Below are 18692 nucleotides of genomic sequence, written 5' to 3'. Positions count from 1 at the left end.
TGGGAACTAATAAAGAGGCGATATAATCATGGAAAAACCGACGTATTCGGAAGAGTTTAAAGAGCAGGCGCTGTGTAAGGTTTATCATCGGAATGGGCGTACAATGAAAGCCATTGCGGATGAACTTAACGTGCCGCCGAGGAAGCTAAGAAGTTGTTTAGCAGAAAGTGAACTCGCCTCTTGGTGCAGGGGGCAGGGTATTTTTGTTCATCACCTGAAGCAATGGCGCGCGGATTTTTGTGACCCGAAGCGAACACAACGCAGTAAGAGGAAAAATGATTATTCCCGAACAGCGCCAGTCTATTATGATGTGGATTACTGAATCAACGCAGGCCGGAGCGCGGCAACAACAGGCTTGTCTCCTGATTGGGCTAAGCACGCGAACCCTACAGCGCTGGCAGAAAGCTATCGAGCAAGTGGATGGCCGAACGCGCCGAACAGCGCCGCCGCCCCACAAACTCTCACCCTGTGAGCGGGCTAAGCTACTGGAAATAACCTCTTCGGCCAAATTTGCTCATTTACCCCCGAGTCAAATTGTGCCGATGTTGGCTGATGAAGGGCTCTATTTCGCCTCCGAATCCACTTTCAAGACGCCCGCGCATGGGTCGAACACGTGGTGCACTGGTATAATCAAGAGCATCGCCACAGTGCCATTGAATTTGTCACACCTGCACAAAGACATGCAGGCCTTGATAAAGCCCTATTAGCTCAGCGTAACACAGTGTATGAAAAGGCACGCGCTGCAAACCCTACACGCTGGGCAGGTCAAATCCGTCAGTGGCCGTATGTGAAAGAAGTCCATTTAAATCCACAAAAATCCAGAGAAAAAAAGGTGAAACCAGACGCCAAAAAAGCAGCCTAGGATTTTACATCCTGGGCGACAACTACATTGACAATTACCGCACCCGACGCACCGGGCAACGCAGGATCCGCGTCACGCAGTAGGTTTCCGAAGAGTTCTAATCTCAGCAACCAAAAAGTGAACAACCATAGATATGCGAGCTATTTACCCGGGGACCTTTGATCCCATCACCAATGGACATCTAGATGTAATAACGCGAGCCGCCGCTATGTTCGAGCAGATTATTGTGGCAATTGCACAGAGTGCGGGTAAACAACCGCTGTTTACTTTAGAAGAACGGGTTGTGCTAGCAGAAAAAGTCACTGCTACTTTTAAAAATGTCAAAGTGATCACTTTTGATGGATTGATGGTTAATTGCGCCCGAGAGAAAGGCGCCAATATCTTAATTCGTGGACTACGCTCTGTTGCTGATTTTGAGTATGAATCCCAGCTAGCAAAAATGAATCGTCATTTGATGCCAGAATTAGAAACCCTGTTCTTACTGCCCTCAGAGAAATACTCATTTCTCTCTTCAGCATTAGTAAAAGAAGTGGCATTGCTCGGGGGCGATATCGCTTCATTTCTCCCCGCTGCGGTTACAGAAGCTTTGTTAGCCAAGATGACGTGTTAAAACTGCTTGCAAAACCGTAGCGAGAGAGGCGAAGTCAAGGCGCCCGGCGCTCGTTAACATAAGTACATGAAGATTGCGCGCACCGGGCAACGCAAGATTTGCGTCGCGCAGTAGGTCTCAAAAGCGGTCTAAGACTGACAGTGGCGGCAAAAAAACGTACTCCGTTGCCCCTGTTTCACCGTTTCAATAAGATGTGTGCACCGATAACAAGGCGCACCGGCTCGACCATAAACCTGTAATCGTGGAGCAAAATAGCCCGGCCTACCATCCGATTGTAAAAAATCTCGTAGCGTGGTACCACCTTGCTCAATGGCATCTAATAACACTTTTTTAATAGCACTGACTAATAATTTGCATTCATTTTGTGTTAATGATCCCGCAGGCTCCGTTGGCAAAATACCGGCAACAAATAAGCACTCACTGGCGTAAATATTGCCTATTCCTACAACAATTTTATTGTCCATCAACCAAGGCTTAATCAATGTACGCTTGTGTCTGGATTTTTCAAATAAATATTGCTCGGTAAATTCTGCCCCCAAAGGCTCTGGCCCTAAATGCGCCAGTACAGTGCTGGCAGTAAAATCTTTTGCCCACAGCCAAGCGCCAAAGCGACGAGGATCCGTGTAACGCAATATTTTTCCGTTACTCATGACTAAATCAATGTGATCGTGTTTTTCGGCTATCCTGTCTTTGGGTAATATGTGCAAGCGGCCTGACATGCCAAGGTGAATAATGATCCAACCTGCTGCCAGCTCGAGCAAAAGATATTTAGCACGGCGTTGTACACTGAAAACAGGTTGATCACGCAGTGATGATATCTCCTCGGAAACCGGCCAACGTAGGCGAGGATTTCTGACCACCACGTACAGAAGAGTTTGATCAACAAGATAGGGCGCTATCCCACGGCGACTGGTTTCTACTTCGGGTAATTCAGGCATGAAAATTTTTACTCTGTTTTTTGAATAGGCTCTTAGACTTTTTGCAAAATCGATTAGCCAAATCGGCTGCTATCAAGCCAATTCACCTTCGATTAATGGAACAAAACGAACTTCTTCTACATCTTCAATACAATATTCATGGTTTCGTCGTTGCACTTTTTTTAACATTTGCGTTTTTTCACCAACCGGGAGGACTAATATTCCCCCTTCATCTAGTTGTTCTAATAATGCGGGAGGGATCTTTGGTGGAGCAGCAGTGACAATAATCGCATCAAAGGGGCCGTGTGATGGCCATCCTTGCCAACCATCGCTATGGCGAGTAAAAACATTATGCAAATCTAGCGTTTTCAACCGACGTTTTGCTTGCCATTGTAATCCTTTGATGCGTTCAACAGAGTAGACTTGTTCTACCAGATGCGCCAGAACTGCGGTTTGATAACCCGAACCCGTACCGATTTCTAGCACCCGTGACATTTTTTTCAATTGCAGTAACTCTGTCATCCGCGCAACTATGTAAGGCTGTGAGATAGTTTGCCCTGATCCTATCGGTAAGGCAGTATTTTCATAAGCCTTGTGTTCTAAGGCTTCATCAACAAAAAATTCACGAGGTACAGACTCAATGGCATATAATAAGCGTTCATCACAAATACCATGCTGACGTAATTGTGTTAACAAAATTTGTTTATTTTTATTTATCATTCCATCTGTTGTCCCTTGATCAACAGGACGACGGCTTCACAGGCGATACCTTCACCACGACCAGTAAAACCGAGTTTTTCTGTGGTGGTTGCTTTAACGTTGATCTGATCCTTATCACATTGAAGATCTTCAGCCAGATTAATACGCATTTGCAAAATATGGGATCCCATTTTGGGTTCTTGCGCAATAATGGTCGCATCCAGATTACTCAGCTGATAACCTTTTTGTTGAATAAGTGAATAAGCTTGGCGCAATAAAAATCGGCTATCTACATTTTTAAAAGCGGGATCCGTATCAGGAAATAATTGACCAATATCCCCTAGAGCAGCAGCACCGAGTAAAGCATCAATAACCGCGTGTAACAATACATCACCATCAGAATGTGCTAACAATCTTTGTGGATACGGGATAGTAACACCGCCCATGATCAACGGCCCCTCACCACCCAATTCATGCACATCAAAACCTTGTCCTATCCGTATCATTTTTATTCCTAATTATTTCTACGAGTTAAATAAAATTCCGCTAAGGCCAGATCTTCTGGATAGGTTATTTTAATATTGTCAGATCGACCTTTGATCAATAATGGTTGATAACCGTAATATTCTAATGCAGAAGCCTCGTCGGTTATCTCTATCCCTTTCTCGATGCCGCCTGATAAGCAATCTTTCAATAATGCAAACGGAAAAATCTGAGGGGTGAGCGCATGCCATAGCTGTTGTCGCTCTAATGTCTGATTGATAACCGCTGTACTGACTCCTCCCCGTTTCATGGTATCTCGCACCGGTGTCGCTAGTATGCCACCAATCTTGCTGCGCTCTGTCACCGCTAACAACTTATCCAGATCCTCAGGATGCAAACAAGGGCGAGCAGCGTCATGGACGAGCACCCAGGATAATGGATTGATATATTGCTCAGCCTGTTGTAAACCCGCCATCACCGAATCGGCTCGCTGTTTACCACCATAAACCACTTGAATTTTTGCATGATGAGCCAGTGCTAAAGATTGAAATCGATCATCTTGTAAGTCAATAACAACAATAATCTGTTTAATACGTGGGTGGTGCAGTAAGGAATCGACCGCATATTCAAGTATCGTTTTCTGGCCAATGGTTAAATATTGTTTCGGGCAATCAGTTTGCATCCGCTTGCCAATACCCGCAGCAGGCAATACGGCAATTACTTCAGGAAGTGCATTCATTAGACCTCTTCGGAAACTATCATTTATCTAATTTCCATATTATAAATTGCAGCAATCAGATTAAATCTTAATCCAAAACGTTTTCGCCTGTTTCGATAACGGTCTGATACAATTTTAAATCTTTTAATCATACCAATGACATGTTCGTTTAATACACGCTGGCTTGATAACGCACGATTGTTGCGTTTATCTTCTTTTGTTAAGGGATTTTTCTTTGTCTTTTTCTTAGGCAACGCCGAGTTTGAATGAATCTTGCCAAGCCCTTGGTAACCTGTATCGGTAACTGTTTTGATGTCAGGATGTATTCGCACACCAGACTCCTTAAACAACCTAAAATCATGGCGCCTCCCATTCGTAAAGCTTGTACAGATGACTGCTTTACTTTTTTTATCAACGAGCACTTGTGTTTTTAAGGTGTGTCGTTTCTTTTTTCCTGAGTAAAACGGCTTTTGTTTTTTTGGGGACGTTCAATCGGCGTTTCTGTGGCATCAATAAGAACCAGCTCATACTCCCTATCCCTTTTTAATACAGCTTTGCGTCCAGGTAGGGCAAAATCAGGATGCTTTATTAGCGTATTCTCTATCCATTTAATCGTTTCATAGCATGTGCTCTCACTCACGCCATAGCTTTGGCTGACATGAAAATAAGTGCGATATTCTCGTATATACTCCAGTGCCATTAATAAGCGCTCTTCTAAACCCCGCTTGGGTTTCCGACCTCCTTTCCCTTGCTTACTCTTATCTGCTTCATTCAATATCTTTATCATCTTTTCAAATGTACTGCGTTTAACACCCGTTAAGCGACGAAATTTTTCCTCTTCCAGTACTTTTATTACTTCATATTTCATGGCGGCTCCTTGTTCAGGAGTGTTTTACCAAAATTCTTATATGAATGCTAGTTTCCGAAGAGGTCTATTCTTATTAGCCTTTTGTGAAAACGTGCTGTGACTGCTCCCCGCCCGTATTGGGCGAGGGTTTACGGCGAATTTTGCTAAAAACCAAGAAATTAAGGACTATTTTTTTGTTTTTGGAATTATCAGGAACGAGCCGATAGAAGGTCTCTCCTGGCTTAATCATACCAAGTTCATTACGCACACGTTCTTCAATTGCTTCTTGACCCACATTTAAATCATCAATCTCAGCAAATAACTTATCATTCCGTACTTTAAGTGTGAGGTTATGATCCTCCTGTGCGGTAAGATCATTTTTAACACGGATAAAATCATGAATCCCATTTTTGCCAAACCAAAGTGAGTATTGCAACCAACCAAGCAAAATTAATAGCAGTAGCGTAATTTTTTTCATCTCTACCTCTACCCCCCTAAGAGCCTGTCTGAAATCTTTTGTACTTACTCTATAGGTTTTTGTTTATGCTGGTAATACAATAAGCTAATTATTTTAATTAAGCTTTTTGTTGTCAAGGAATCAATTGTGCCCAGTCCGAATAACTTAAACCAAACAACACCATTATTACGAAACACCGTGACGGCTATTATTGTGTCAATGACAATGAATCTTGCTGCTCAATCAGCATCAGCCCCTAAAGTTGAAGAAAAACAAAAAAATCAGTTAAATGACGCCGACGTCATTATTGTTACTGCCCCACAACACTCCCCCCTAGTGGTTGTTAGTTCACTCAAAACACCACGCCAACCGGTTCCAGCGAGTGATGGTTCCGATTATTTAAAAACTATCCCTGGTTTTTCCCAAATCCGTAATGGGGGTGCTAATGGTGATCCGGTATTTCGTGGCATGTTTGGTTCACGTCTTCGTATTCTTGCCGATGGTGCGGAAACATTAGGCACTTGCCCATCACGTATGGATCCGCCTACCTCTTATATTACACCGGAAAGCTATGATGTATTAACCCTGATTAAAGGGCCACAATCTGTGCTTTGGGGATCAGGCGCTTCCGCAGGAACTATTTTATTTGAACGGCAACCCCCTATCTTTGATCGAGCAGGGGCAAAAGGTCACATTAGTGGACTTATCGGATCCCGTAATCGCCAAGATGGCAATCTTGCTGTCAGTCTAGGAAATCAGCAAGGTTATCTACGTTTAGTAGGAAATCACGCGCGCGCAGACGATTACAAAGATGGTAACGATGTTACTGTTCCCTCTAAATGGAACAAATGGAATGCCGATATAGCACTGGGTTTGACTCCCCTTGATCAAGATATGTTGCTCGAATTAACCGCCGGCAAAGGTGACGGAGCTGCCCGCTATGCTGGTAGAGGGCGTGATGGCGCGCAGTTACAACGTGATAGCCTGGGGCTACGTTTTGAAAAACATAATCTTAGTGAAGTATGGGATAAAGTTGAAGCCAAAATTTATTATAATTACGTCAATCACATCATGGATAACACAACACTGCGTTCACTGCCCACTGGGGGGGAGAAATCGAGCACGAATTTAGATCGACAAACGCTTGGCAGTCGAGCCATGGCAACCGGATTATGGCAAGATTTTAAACTCATCGGTGGAGTAGATTGGCAAACCAATGCGCACCGAATGAAAAAAAATAATCATTAGACCTCTTCGGAAACTATCATTTATCTAATTTCCATATTATAAATTGCAGCAATCAGATTAAATCTTAATCCAAAACGTTTTCGCCTGTTTCGATAACGGTCTGATACAATTTTAAATCTTTTAATCATACCAATGACATGTTCGTTTAATACACGCTGGCTTGATAACGCACGATTGTTGCGTTTATCTTCTTTTGTTAAGGGATTTTTCTTTGTCTTTTTCTTAGGCAACGCCGAGTTTGAATGAATCTTGCCAAGCCCTTGGTAACCTGTATCGGTAACTGTTTTGATGTCAGGATGTATTCGCACACCAGACTCCTTAAACAACCTAAAATCATGGCGCCTCCCATTCGTAAAGCTTGTACAGATGACTGCTTTACTTTTTTTATCAACGAGCACTTGTGTTTTTAAGGTGTGTCGTTTCTTTTTTCCTGAGTAAAACGGCTTTTGTTTTTTTGGGGACGTTCAATCGGCGTTTCTGTGGCATCAATAAGAACCAGCTCATACTCCCTATCCCTTTTTAATACAGCTTTGCGTCCAGGTAGGGCAAAATCAGGATGCTTTATTAGCGTATTCTCTATCCATTTAATCGTTTCATAGCATGTGCTCTCACTCACGCCATAGCTTTGGCTGACATGAAAATAAGTGCGATATTCTCGTATATACTCCAGTGCCATTAATAAGCGCTCTTCTAAACCCCGCTTGGGTTTCCGACCTCCCTTCCCTTGCTTACTCTTATCTGCTTCATTCAATATCTTTATCATCTTTTCAAATGTACTGCGTTTAACACCCGTTAAGCGACGAAATTTTTCCTCTTCCAGTACTTTTATTACTTCATATTTCATGGCGGCTCCTTGTTCAGGAGTGTTTTACCAAAATTCTTATATGAATGCTAGTTTCCGAAGAGGTCTATTGGAAAAACAATGCGCGCTTTTATAACTATGGATTATTTAGTGAATTAAGTTGGTTTGCCACCTCACAGAGCAGATTAATTACCGGTGCACGTTTAGATCATAATTCTGTAGAGCGTTATGCTGATAATAAACAACGTTCAGATAACTCACCCAGTGGTTTTATCCGTTTCGAACATGATGTATTAGATATGCCGGTATTGTTGTACGCAGGACTAGGATACAGTGAGCGTTTTCCTGATTATTGGGAATTATTTTCCTATAATGCCGCAAAGAAAGCCCCTAGTGCTTTTGTCAGTGTTAAAAACGAGAAAACAACTCAGCTTGATATCGGTGCTCAATATAATGGTGTATCGACCCATGCTTGGGTTTCTAGCTATCTTGGCCAGATAAATGATTTTATTTAAATATGATCCGAAGTATGCACGCAGCATCGAGATTAATAATGTTGACGCAACTGTCTTCGGGGGTGAGATGGGGATTGGCTATGCTTTTAATGCACATTGGAAAGCAGAAAGTAGCCTCGCTTACTCATGGGGAAAAAATAACCGTGATCAACGACCATTACCACAGATCCCGCCTCTTGAAGCCCGTTTTGGTTTAACTTATGAGCAAGGAAATTGGAGTAATACCGCTTTATGGCGAGTAGTGAGTCATCAACATCGAGTTGCAATAAATGAAGGGAATGCCGCGGGTAAAGACTTTAGCCCCAGTGCAGGTTTTGCTGTACTATCGGCCAATGTGGCTTACCGGTGGGATAAACAAATAAAAATCAGTGCGGGTATTGATAATTTATTGAATAAAAATTATAGCGAACATCTCAATTTAGCAGGCAACGGGGGCTTTGGTTATGCTGCAAAAACGGCAATAAACGAACCAGGCCGGACGGCGTGGATCAAGTTAGATGTAACCTTTTAAAAACTGAGTTTATACCCTTCGCCTTTCAAGTTACGGCGGCGTTGGCTACTCGCACTCATCCCAGTCATGTACTACCTGTACACTCCTGGGATTCGATTGATTGCCGCCTTGCCGTAACTCGAAATTCATTGGGTATACTATGCTGTTACTGATCGATAATTACGACTCTTTTACCTACAATTTGTACCAATATTTTTGTGAATTAGGAACACAGGTATTGGTAAAACGCAACGATGAACTGCAATTGGATGATATTGAGCACTTGGCTCCGTCACATCTAGTGATCTCACCGGGTCCTTGTAGCCCCAATGAGGCAGGTATTTCTCTTGCTGTGATCCGTCATTTTGCTAATACACTGCCAATCCTGGGTGTTTGTCTTGGTCACCAGGCGCTGGGGCAAGCGTTCGGGGCTAAAGTGATACGGGCACGACAGGCGATGCACGGAAAGACAAGTACTATCCGGCATAATAACAGCGGCGTGTTTTATGGACTCAATCAACCGTTAGTGGTGACACGTTATCATTCATTGGTGATCGACAAATGTTCATTGCCGGATTGTTTTGAGTTGACCGCGTGGACAGAACAAAATGGAATAATAGATGAGATTATGGGCATCCAGCACCAAAGTTTGCCCCTGCACGGGGTGCAATTTCATCCAGAAAGCATTCTAAGTGAACAAGGCCATGCGTTATTAAATAATTTTTTAAAAATATAGCCGAATCAGTTTAATTTGATTCAAAGGCGAAGGAGCACAGACAGTACAAATAGTACGGCAAGCGACGACAGCACAGAATCAAATTAAAATGATTTGACTATAAATACATGAGGATTGCACGCACCGGGTAACACAGGATCCGCGTCACGCAGTAGGTTTCGAAAAAAGTCTAACCCGTCGCCGGCAAAAACAGTTCAATAGACCTCTTTCAAAACCGTAGTTCGTTATGCGAAGTCAAGGCGCACAGCAACCTTCGTTAACATGAAGTACATGAGGATTGCGCGCACCGGGCAACGCAGGATTCGCATCACTCGGTAGGTTTCCAAAGAGGTTTAATGATGAACATCCCCTCATTCATTGATTATCGGGTACCGTAAACAACAATCGTTTTGCCGCGAGCGGAGATCAAGTTTTGATCTTCTAACATTTTAAGAATTCTGCCGACGGTCTCCCGTGAACAGCCGACAATTTGGCCAATTTCTTGACGTGTCATTTTAATTTGCATGCCGTCAGGATGCGTTATCGCATCAGGCTCCTTGGCTAGATTGAGTAAAGTTTGTGCAATCCGCCCGGTGACATCTAAAAAGGCGAGATTACCCACTTTCTCTGAAGTAACTTGTAAACGTTGAGCCATTTGTCCCGACAAACGGATTAAAATTTCTGGATCTACTTGAATAAGTTGCCGAAATTTTTTGTAAGAGATTTCGGCAACTTCACAGGATCTTTTTGCTCTAACCCACGCGCTGCGCTCTTGTCCTTCTTTAAATAACCCAAGTTCACCAATAAAATCTCCCTGATTTAAATAAGAGAGGATCATTTCTTTGCCTTCTTCATCCTTGATCAGTACAGCCACCGAACCTTTTACAATGTAATAAAGGATCTCCGCTTTTTCACCTTGATGAATCAAGGTACTCTTCGAAGGATATTTGCGAATATGGCAATGGGATAGGAACCATTCAAGAGTAGGATCCGTTTGTGGCTTGCCTAAAACCATGGGCTGTTATCCTCTGTTGTGGCAGCTATCAAAGCTGTTTTCATCTCTTGTACTCGCTGATTGTGTGCTAGAAAGTGTCACAAAATACTCATTAAGTTAGAACAGATGAAAAATCATCGATCAAACTATTTTTTTTCCTTCCAAAAGACACTTTATCAGTGATGTTATTATCAATTCCATGGCTAACCCCATTTTTCCACCAGGAATAACCAGTGTATTCATGTTTGAAATAAATGATCCCTGTAACATCGCTAATAAATGCGGAAAATTAATGTTATTCAACCCCTGAAAATGAATAACCACAAAACTTTCATCCAATGATGGGATCGCTTTAGCAGCAAAAGGGTTTGAAGTATCGACGGTAGGGACTCGTTGGAAATTGATATGAGTTCGGGAAAATTGGGGCGTAATATAATTGATGTAATCGTCCATCGAGCGAACGACAGAATCCATGACGGCTTCACGAGAATGACCACGTTCATTGATATCACGTCTTAATTTCTGGATCCATTCTAAGTTAACAATCGGCACCACCCCGACGAGCAGATCGACATGTTTAGCAACATCATAGTCTTTAGTAATGACCCCTCCATGTAATCCTTCATAAAATAAGAGCTGTGTTTCTTCTGGTAGCGCTTCCCATGGAGTGAAAGTGCCGGGTGCTTGATTATAAGGCATCGCTTCATCGTAAGTGTGTAGATATTTACGAAATTGGCCACTACCCTTTTCGCCATAATCGGCAAAATTTTTTTCCAGCAAACCAAAATTATTCGCTTCGGGACCAAAATAACTAATATGGCGGCCTTGCTCATAGCTTTCACGGATCTTTTGATCCATTTCAGGGCGCGTATAGTAATGAAAACTATCACCTTCTAACTCAGCAGCACGAATGTTGAGTTGTTGAAATATTTTACGAAAAGCCTCGCTGGTGGTTGTCGTTCCTGCACCACTTGAACCGGTAACAGCGATAATCGGATGTTTAGCTGACATAAAGCACTTCTCTTCATAGGGTTGGGATTGCCTTTCCAAACTGTTATAGCCAAATCATGTTAACTTGATTCTGCGTTATCGTCGCTGGCCGTACTATTTGTACTGTCTGTGCTCCTCTTTATTTTTGTTCGTGGCATAATGTTGATGGTTTCATGTAATTCTGACCAGATCACAACCGCCTCTCCATTGCGTAATTGATGACGAACGTCAGCCACTTTTTGCGCTAATAAAAATTCTTGTTCACCATAATCGGTACCTTCACGTAATACAAAGGATTCAATTAAATTATTTAACGTTTCACTATTGATCTGTTGCCAGGGGATTATCATCATTACTGTTCCAAAAAGTCTAATGCTGCTACGCTTGCTGGCCAAGCATACAAGATCTTTACCTACTGTCACTTTTTTTTACGGAGACCATCAATATGAGCTACACATTACCCTCTCTACCCTACGCTTATGATGCACTGGAACCGCATTTTGATAAACAAACTATGGAGATCCATCACAGCAAACATCATCAAGCTTATGTTACCAATGCCAATACGGTGTTAGAAGCGTATCCAGAATTAGCGCAATATTCAGTTGAAGAATTGATAAAAAATTTGGATAAAGTCCCGGCTGACAAACGCACTTTTATGCGTAACAACGCCGGTGGCCACGCTAACCATAGTTTATTTTGGCAGGGCTTGAAAATCGGCACCACGCTGACAGGTGATCTAAAGGCCGCTATCGAACATGATTTTAGCAGTGTTGAAAAATTTCAAGAAGCGTTTGAAAAAGCCGCCGCCACGCGATTCGGCTCAGGCTGGGCTTGGCTGGTGTTAAAAGACGGTAAGTTAGCGGTGGTATCCACCGCTAACCAAGACAATCCGTTGATGGGAGAACCAGTTGCCGGTGTTTCCGGTTATCCGATTATCGGTTTAGATGTGTGGGAGCATGCTTATTATCTTAAATATCAAAATAAGCGCCCGGATTATATCAAAGCATTCTGGAAGGTAGTGAATTGGGACAAAGCAAGCGAACGGTATGCCGCGAATAAATAATCAGCCATAGTGACAATAGACCTCTTTGGAAACCGTAGTGCGTTATGCGGAGTCAAGGCGTCCGGCGCACAGCAACCTTCGTTAACACAGAGTACATGAGGATTGCGCGCACCGGGCAACGCAGGATCCGCGTCACGCAGTAGGTTTCCGAAGAGGTCTAATCCAATACTCACCTGCTTAAGCGCGGGGGAGTATTGGTAACAAAAAATCCTTAAGCTTGTTGCCTTTTTCCTTTCACTTCTTTCAGACCGTTGAATTCGGCTTTATCACCCAATGCTTCTTCAATACGCAGCAGCTGATTGTATTTAGCGACGCGATCAGAGCGGCTCATCGAGCCGGTTTTAATTTGACCAGCAGCGGTGCCTACCGCCAAATCGGCAATGGTGGCATCTTCTGTTTCGCCAGAACGATGAGAAATAATCGCCGTATAACCCGCCGCTTTCGCCATTTTGATAGCGGCTAGGGTTTCAGTCAAAGAACCAATTTGATTGAATTTAATCAGGATAGAATTTGCAATGCCTTTATCAATCCCTTCTTTTAGGATCTTGGTATTGGTGACAAACAGATCATCGCCCACCAATTGGATTTTATCGCCAAGCACTTTAGTTTGATAAGCAAACCCTGCCCAATCTGATTCATCCAGGCCATCTTCAATAGAGACGATAGGATAATCCTTGGTTAACTGCTCCAGATAATGCGTAAATTCTTCTGAAGTGAAAGTTTTATCTTCGCCTTTCAATTCATAGCGACCTGTTTCTTTGTTGTAAAACTCCGAGGCCGCACAATCGAGCGCCAAAGTAACATCTTTGCCCAATACATAACCTGCTTTTTCTACCGCTTCTTTGATGATAGCCAACGCCTCAGCGTTAGACCCTAAATTGGGCGCATAACCGCCTTCATCACCGACAGCGGTACTTAATTTTTTCTCTTTTAAAATTTTGGCTAAGATATGGAACACTTCAGAGCCAATACGCAGCGCTTCTTTAAAGGTTTTAGCCCCTACTGGCTGGATCATAAATTCTTGAATATCGAGATTGTTATCAGCATGTTCACCGCCATTAATGATATTCATCATCGGTAATGGCATAGAAAATTTACCTGAAGTACCGTTGAGGTCAGCAATATGTGCATATAAAGGCATCCCTTTCGACGCCGCCGCTGCCTTCGCCGCCGCTAAAGAGACCGCCAAGATGGCATTGGCACCGAATTTAGATTTATTTTCAGTACCGTCCAGTTCGATCATAGTTTTATCGATCTCTGTTTGATCTATCGCCTCTTTATTTTTAAGAGCTTCTGCAATAGGGCCATTAACCGCGGCAACGGCTTCGGTTACCCCTTTGCCTAAGAAACGCAATTTATCGCCATCACGCAATTCAAGGGCTTCACGCGAACCAGTAGAAGCACCTGAAGGCGCGGCCGCCAAGCCAATAAACCCCCCTTCTAAATGGACTTCTGCTTCTACGGTTGGATTACCGCGCGAGTCGATGATCTCACGACCAACCACTTTTAAGATTTTCGACATTAGATTTTCCTTGTTGCCAAATAAGTGAGAATAGACTTTTTGAAAACCATCCTGCATGACGTGAAATCAAGACATCCTGCACGCCCCGCAATAAGTTATGCAAAAAATCTCATGTTAAACATCAAAATCGCCAATAGACTGCTTATATTCTTTCGCTGCGTTGATAAAGCTGGTAAACAAAGGATGACCATCACGCGGAGTCGAAGTAAATTCAGGATGGAATTGACAAGCCACAAACCAAGGGTGATTGGGCAGCTCAATAATTTCTACCAATTTTTTATCCGCAGAACGCCCAGCAACAACAAGCCCAGCCTTTTCTATCTGCTCCAATAATCTATTATTGACTTCATAACGATGGCGATGACGCTCAGTGATGGTCGATTCAGCATACATTTTTCGCACCAAACTGCCCTCAGTCAACAGGCATTTTTGCCCACCCACTCGCATGGTACCGCCTAAATCACTGCTTGCCGTACGTACCTCAACTGCACCCTCTGTATCACGCCATTCAGTGATTAATGCCACCACTGGATGCTTACAGTCTGAGACGAATTCTGTCGAATTCGCATCCTCCATACCGGCAACATGACGAGCAAATTCTATTAGGGCAACTTGCATTCCTAAACAAATACCTAAATAAGGAATATTATTGACCCGTGCGTACTGTGCCGTGCTAATCATGCCTTCTATACCACGGTCACCAAAGCCACCCGGGATCAAGATGGCATCCACCCCTTTCAGTATATCGAAGCCCGCATTTTCGATATGTTGCGAATCGATCAGTTTTATATTGACAGTGACGCTATTTTTCAAACCACCGTGTTTTAATGCTTCGATAACAGATTTGTAAGCATCAGGCAATTTCACGTATTTACCGATCATGCCGATGGTCACTTCACCGATAGGATTAGAGACTTGGTATAATACTTCTTGCCACTTTGCTAAATTTGCTTCAGAACAGCTTAATTTAAAGCGTTGACAAATATGATCATCAAGGCCTTGTAATTTTAATAATCCTGGTATTTCATAAATAGAATTAACATCTTGCAGTGAAATGACCGCTTTTTCTTGCACATTACAAAATAATGCGATCTTGGCGCGTTCACTGGCCGAAACTTCACAATCAGAACGACAAATCAACACATCAGGCTGAATACCAATAGAAAGAAGTTCTTTAACCGAATGTTGTGTCGGCTTGGTTTTTACTTCCCCTGCTGCGGCTAAATAAGGTACCAAAGTCAGATGCATATAAAGTGTGTGTTCACGACCCACATCAACCGCCATTTGGCGAATGGCCTCTAAAAATGGCAAAGATTCAATATCACCGACGGTACCACCAATTTCAACCAGTACTACATCATAGTCGGCACCCACATCAACAATACGTTCTTTGATTGCATTAGTAATATGGGGGATCACTTGAATGGTTGCGCCCAAATAATCACCGCGCCGCTCTTTACGCAGAACTTCAGAATAAATACGACCTGCGGTGAAGTTATTACGACCTGTCATTTTAGTATTAATAAAACGCTCGTAGTGCCCTAAATCGAGATCAGTTTCTGCACCATCTTCGGTGACAAAAACTTCTCCATGTTGTGTCGGGCTCATGGTTCCTGGATCCACATTAATATAGGGATCCAGTTTCATGATGGTAACTTTAAGGCCTCGGGCTTCGAGTATAGCGGCTAAGGAAGCCGCAGCAATACCTTTACCCAGAGAGGATACAACCCCACCAGTTACAAAAATATAGTTAGTTGTCATGCTGGATCCGAGCGTTGAGATTTAAAAGCGATTGAAGAACTAAGACGGGAAAGCAGTATACCTGAAGCTGAGTTGTGCTACAAATCATCTCATGAGCCCCATGCAGGCTGGAATGAGCATTTTCTGCAAGCAAATAAGAAAATAATCTTTTATAACGTCTCTTTTAAGTAACGCAAACTAGGCCGTCCTGTACGGCCTAGTTTGCGCGCCGGGCGGCGTTTACACAGTCATTGAATGTTTCTGAAAATATCCTGTGCCAAAACGGGGGGTATTGCGTTGCGGAGTATCGGTTCGATCTGCGTGCCTTGTTGTTCCTGTGTTGCCTGTGTCCTGGCTCCCTTCCTACGCTGCGATCCACGTTTGAGATGTGCCTGGGAAAAACGTTCAAAAGGATCGGCTTCTTGTTTGTAGTGGAAGTGGGCGTACCAAGGAAGTTGATTGCGCACTGTTTCCGGCTTACTGTCCCTGATTTCATATTCTTGCATCCAGTCCTCCGCAGCCAACCTTTGGCGACGCTCTATAGAAAATTTTATGTATCGATACTTCTCCTTGACTTAGTAAATAGTTCAGGCGGTTTACACAGGATCCTGCTGCTTGCTCATCATAATGCGAATCTTTCGCCCTTCCGCGATCATTTCTCGGGCTTTGTCCTCCAACTCAGCAATCATTTTTGCTTTTGATCCTCTCAACCTTTTCTGCTTTTGCTGATTTTGGCACTGTTCCATCAGGTGCCGCCACTTCACCGAGCTCCCGAGCACGCTGTTGCATACGCTCAGCATGGTAAACCAAGATATGCTCTACTTCACTGGGTAAAACGCTCATTTGGGACTGTGAATGAGCATTTTTAATAAGAAGTTCAGCGTTATCCAGCTTTTCTTTTGCATCTTTCATCAATGGCTTCCAGGCTCTGACGGGTTTGGCACTCTGCTGAGCTACCACGGGTGCCCATTCGTCTTTTGAGACTTCTTCAAATGTCTTGGTCTGTTTGGATGAGGGGTTAAATGTCTCCATCACTCGGTTTCCAGCAACATTTTTATCTTTCTTAAGTTTACCTATCAAAAGACCCCGATTTTTTGTTTTGAAAATAGCTTTATCTCGGTTTGCCGATGTTATTGCGAAGAAGCGGAGTGTCTTGATCGATTATGTTTCGCAACGCTTCCTTAGCGGACGTTTTGGCCTCTCTGATTCGCTCAAGAAGGCGCTCTAAATGTTCTGTATGAATGTAGGGAGAGACGGCAAAAACACTCTGATAGTTCATTTCTATTTTTTCATATTGTTCGATGACACTTTGCAGCACTTCTTTGCGACGGGCAGATGAAAATAATTGCTCTTCGTCATTCATCGCATCTATATGTGTACAAATCGTCGTTTCAATCGCGTCAGATTGGCTATTCAGGTCTTCAAGTAAATCAGTAACGCCGATTTCACTGATATGTTCAGGCTTGATGATCCATTTAGATAACATAGGCATTTGGTTTATTTTCATTACAGTAGAAGAATCGCCTGCCCCTTCCCTTAATTTATCCAGATCTTCTCTTCCCTGACGACCGAGGATCTTTAATTCATCTAAATATTTTTCTTCGTCAAGCTGTAGCTCAATGCGTTTGTCGGATATACCAATGCTGTTCTTTACGATCTTATCAACATGCTGTGGGTTCTGCTCTGACGCTAAAAACGGAGCCCACTCTTTTTCCAAGGCTCCATGGTACAGTTCTTTCAGCTTTCTTTGCGCCTCCACGATACGATTTATGATCGTACTGGCCATTTCATTGTATTCAGCAGAGGTTGTAGTAATGCGTAATTTTTTAGTTATCTCAAAAAACTCCTGAAAAAAATAGATACGTTCCTGGATGGTTTTTTCGAAAGCCTGGTAGAAACCTGCCGGATTGCTTTGGTAAAGTTCTTTCGCCTTGTTTATTTTTAACAGCATCTGGGGTTGTTTTTTGACATATTCTTGATGCTTAGCCTCGAGCTGTTCTTCTTCTACTGCTTGCTCAGCTTCGCGCTGTTTTTTTGCTGCTGCTAATTCTGCGATAGTTTTTTTGGCTGTTGGCATGCCTCCCTTTAGTCCCAAACGCTGCCATTCTCCCTCTTCCAGCACAGCAAATTGATTGGCAGAGGTCAATTGCGTCGGCTGGGTCGGGTTGATGCGATACAATTCATAGTGCCCCATGATGTTGGGTTTTTTCCAAGCGTAAAAGGTTTCACCATCGAGTTCGAGCGGCTGCATATCCCGCGCGGGAAACGGCAGGTAACGGTTAAATCGGGTTTGTGGCAACTCCAGAATGCCGGCAGCACGCGTCGGTAGCAGGGAGGTGTCGGCAGGGAAATAGGCTTTCCGCGCCGATAAATAACCGTCAATCACCGCGCTACCGCCGTCAGTGTTATCACTGTAGCGAGTAAACTGTAGCAGTTGGCCATTTTGTAGGCTATTGGCGTCAGTGATGGGGGCACCGTAGAAAATCAGCGGATCCGCTTCCAGTACCAGTATTTTGCCGGTGGCTTGCGGATTATCCATAATAATCGCCCGCAGCGTGCGTTTATCGGCCACGCCCTCATTAATGCCATCCAGCTCAATCACACAGGTACCGGTATCAAGCACTTCATCAGTGAAAGCCTGGGGTTTACCAAACAGTGGGTCGATTTTTACCCGTGCGCTCACGGTGTTTTGATAACGCAGTACGCTCTGTTCATGGATCAACGGCGAAGCACTGGCGGCGTCGTAGCGATAAATGCGCCGATCCAGGGTCAGCAATCCACCCTGAGGGGAAGCGCTGCCCGCTGTCGTAGCTGGAGTGGGCTGATAGCGGCGATAGTTAAACGCCTGCTGGCGTAACTGCTCGCTGTCATCGAAGGATTCCAGGGGCGTTTCCAGACTGAGATCGCCACTTTGCCTATTGGCAACAGGGCGTAGCGCATCCGCCTGTGACGAGCGAATAGCATTCAGATCATGCAATGCCGTTTGGCCGGACGTTAACCGATAAACACGGTTGCCG

Annotated in this window: 21 protein-coding genes and 2 pseudogenes; 8 read left to right on the top strand and 15 right to left on the bottom strand. The window is 43.6% G+C overall.

The features are described from left to right. Positions 1–28: 28 nt before the first annotated feature. From REG_RS12215 to coaD, 4 genes are all read left to right on the top strand, one after another. Entirely contained in the window at positions 29–322 is a 294-nt protein-coding gene (locus REG_RS12215; protein WP_006704759.1) for a hypothetical protein, read from the top strand. After that, a complete protein-coding gene (locus tag REG_RS12745) occupies positions 276–707 on the top strand; it encodes a helix-turn-helix domain-containing protein (RefSeq protein ID WP_141553588.1) in 432 nt (143 codons plus the stop codon). The genes REG_RS12215 and REG_RS12745 overlap by 47 nt, the downstream gene beginning before the upstream one ends. After that, positions 617–862, top strand: coding sequence for a hypothetical protein (locus REG_RS13770; RefSeq protein WP_176603386.1), 246 nt, complete (start codon positions 617–619; stop codon positions 860–862). The genes REG_RS12745 and REG_RS13770 overlap by 91 nt, the downstream gene beginning before the upstream one ends. A 127-nt stretch (positions 863–989) precedes the next feature. Next, positions 990–1472: a pantetheine-phosphate adenylyltransferase gene (gene coaD, locus REG_RS06355; protein WP_087943398.1), complete on the top strand. Its 483-nt coding sequence runs from the start codon at positions 990–992 to the stop codon at positions 1470–1472. A 128-nt stretch (positions 1473–1600) separates the two neighbouring features. Here coaD and mutM read toward each other — a convergent pair whose 3' ends face one another. The 6 genes from mutM to ftsB form a co-directional block, all read right to left on the bottom strand. Next, positions 1601–2410, bottom strand: a complete 810-nt coding sequence (gene mutM / locus REG_RS06350) for a bifunctional DNA-formamidopyrimidine glycosylase/DNA-(apurinic or apyrimidinic site) lyase (protein WP_006704893.1) — start codon at positions 2408–2410, stop codon at positions 1601–1603. Between the two features lie 72 nt (positions 2411–2482). Then, on the bottom strand, positions 2483–3109 hold the full coding sequence (locus REG_RS06345) for a protein-L-isoaspartate(D-aspartate) O-methyltransferase (RefSeq protein ID WP_006704892.1): 627 nt from the start codon (positions 3107–3109) through the stop codon (positions 2483–2485). Next, complete coding sequence (ispF, locus tag REG_RS06340) at positions 3106–3591, bottom strand: 2-C-methyl-D-erythritol 2,4-cyclodiphosphate synthase (protein WP_039907767.1); 486 nt, start codon at positions 3589–3591, stop codon at positions 3106–3108. The genes REG_RS06345 and ispF overlap by 4 nt, the downstream gene beginning before the upstream one ends. Before the next feature lie 11 nt (positions 3592–3602). After that, complete coding sequence (ispD, locus tag REG_RS06335) at positions 3603–4310, bottom strand: 2-C-methyl-D-erythritol 4-phosphate cytidylyltransferase (RefSeq protein ID WP_006704890.1); 708 nt, start codon at positions 4308–4310, stop codon at positions 3603–3605. A 23-nt stretch (positions 4311–4333) separates the two neighbouring features. Further along, positions 4334–5157 (bottom strand): IS5-like element ISRein1 family transposase gene (locus REG_RS12205; protein ID WP_260200023.1). Its coding sequence is split into 2 segments (ribosomal slippage): positions 4334–4770 and positions 4770–5157, totalling 825 coding nucleotides; the frame shifts between segments, so codons are not numbered across the junction. A 73-nt stretch (positions 5158–5230) separates the two neighbouring features. After that, on the bottom strand, positions 5231–5614 hold the full coding sequence (ftsB, locus tag REG_RS06320; protein ID WP_006704889.1) for a cell division protein FtsB: 384 nt from the start codon (positions 5612–5614) through the stop codon (positions 5231–5233). 204 nt (positions 5615–5818) lie between these two features. On the opposite strand from ftsB, the pseudogene REG_RS06315 reads away from it, so the two are divergent. Then, positions 5819–6838, top strand: a pseudogene (locus REG_RS06315) (TonB-dependent receptor plug domain-containing protein); the annotation flags it as partial. A gap of 23 nt (positions 6839–6861) precedes the next feature. On the opposite strand, the gene REG_RS12200 reads toward REG_RS06315, so the two are convergent. Further along, positions 6862–7685, bottom strand: a protein-coding gene (locus REG_RS12200; protein WP_260200023.1) for an IS5-like element ISRein1 family transposase whose coding sequence is annotated in 2 segments (ribosomal slippage) — positions 6862–7298 and positions 7298–7685 — 825 coding nt in all. Because the reading frame shifts where the segments join, the coding sequence is not laid out codon by codon here. Between the two features lie 68 nt (positions 7686–7753). Here REG_RS12200 and REG_RS12195 point away from each other — a divergent pair. Both REG_RS12195 and REG_RS06295 read left to right on the top strand, forming a co-directional pair. Further along, positions 7754–8669 (top strand): annotated as a pseudogene (locus tag REG_RS12195) (TonB-dependent receptor domain-containing protein); the annotation flags it as partial. Positions 8670–8808: 139 nt separating this feature from the next. Then, positions 8809–9384 carry an aminodeoxychorismate synthase component II gene (locus REG_RS06295; RefSeq protein WP_039907604.1) on the top strand — a complete coding sequence of 192 codons (576 nt, stop codon included), beginning with the start codon at positions 8809–8811 and terminating at the stop codon, positions 9382–9384. A 361-nt stretch (positions 9385–9745) separates the two neighbouring features. Here REG_RS06295 and crp read toward each other — a convergent pair whose 3' ends face one another. The 3 genes from crp to REG_RS06280 all read right to left on the bottom strand — a co-directional run bounded on the left by crp (position 9746) and on the right by REG_RS06280 (position 11697). After that, positions 9746–10378: a cAMP-activated global transcriptional regulator CRP gene (gene crp / locus REG_RS06290; protein WP_006704887.1), complete on the bottom strand. Its 633-nt coding sequence runs from the start codon at positions 10376–10378 to the stop codon at positions 9746–9748. A gap of 120 nt (positions 10379–10498) precedes the next feature. Continuing rightward, positions 10499–11368, bottom strand: a complete 870-nt coding sequence (locus tag REG_RS06285; protein WP_039907602.1) for a phosphoribulokinase — start codon at positions 11366–11368, stop codon at positions 10499–10501. Positions 11369–11427: 59 nt separating this feature from the next. Next, positions 11428–11697: a YheU family protein gene (locus tag REG_RS06280; protein WP_050749358.1), complete on the bottom strand. Its 270-nt coding sequence runs from the start codon at positions 11695–11697 to the stop codon at positions 11428–11430. A 95-nt stretch (positions 11698–11792) separates the two neighbouring features. Between REG_RS06280 and sodA the strand changes: the two genes are divergently transcribed. Continuing rightward, positions 11793–12413: a superoxide dismutase [Mn] gene (sodA, locus tag REG_RS06275; protein WP_006704884.1), complete on the top strand. Its 621-nt coding sequence runs from the start codon at positions 11793–11795 to the stop codon at positions 12411–12413. Between the two features lie 211 nt (positions 12414–12624). Here sodA and eno read toward each other — a convergent pair whose 3' ends face one another. From eno to REG_RS06250, 5 genes are all read right to left on the bottom strand, one after another. Continuing rightward, positions 12625–13935 (bottom strand): phosphopyruvate hydratase, encoded by a 1311-nt coding sequence (eno, locus tag REG_RS06270; RefSeq protein WP_039907600.1) that lies wholly within the window; start codon positions 13933–13935, stop codon positions 12625–12627. 114 nt (positions 13936–14049) lie between these two features. Then, positions 14050–15696 (bottom strand): CTP synthase, encoded by a 1647-nt coding sequence (locus REG_RS06265; RefSeq protein ID WP_006704882.1) that lies wholly within the window; start codon positions 15694–15696, stop codon positions 14050–14052. A 227-nt stretch (positions 15697–15923) separates the two neighbouring features. Further along, complete coding sequence (locus REG_RS06260) at positions 15924–16181, bottom strand: hypothetical protein (RefSeq protein ID WP_039907599.1); 258 nt, start codon at positions 16179–16181, stop codon at positions 15924–15926. A 172-nt stretch (positions 16182–16353) separates the two neighbouring features. Beyond that, entirely contained in the window at positions 16354–16707 is a 354-nt protein-coding gene (locus REG_RS06255; protein WP_039907597.1) for a hypothetical protein, read from the bottom strand. A gap of 79 nt (positions 16708–16786) precedes the next feature. Further along, a complete protein-coding gene (locus tag REG_RS06250) occupies positions 16787–18652 on the bottom strand; it encodes a hypothetical protein (protein WP_006704878.1) in 1866 nt (621 codons plus the stop codon). Positions 18653–18692 lie beyond the last annotated feature (40 nt).

The sequence above is a fragment of the Candidatus Regiella insecticola LSR1 genome (assembly GCF_000143625.1).
Classification (GTDB): Bacteria; Pseudomonadota; Gammaproteobacteria; order Enterobacterales; family Enterobacteriaceae; genus Regiella; species Regiella insecticola.
The sequence above is the reverse complement of the archived record's forward strand: the minus strand, read 5'-3'. Positions and strand labels throughout refer to the sequence as shown.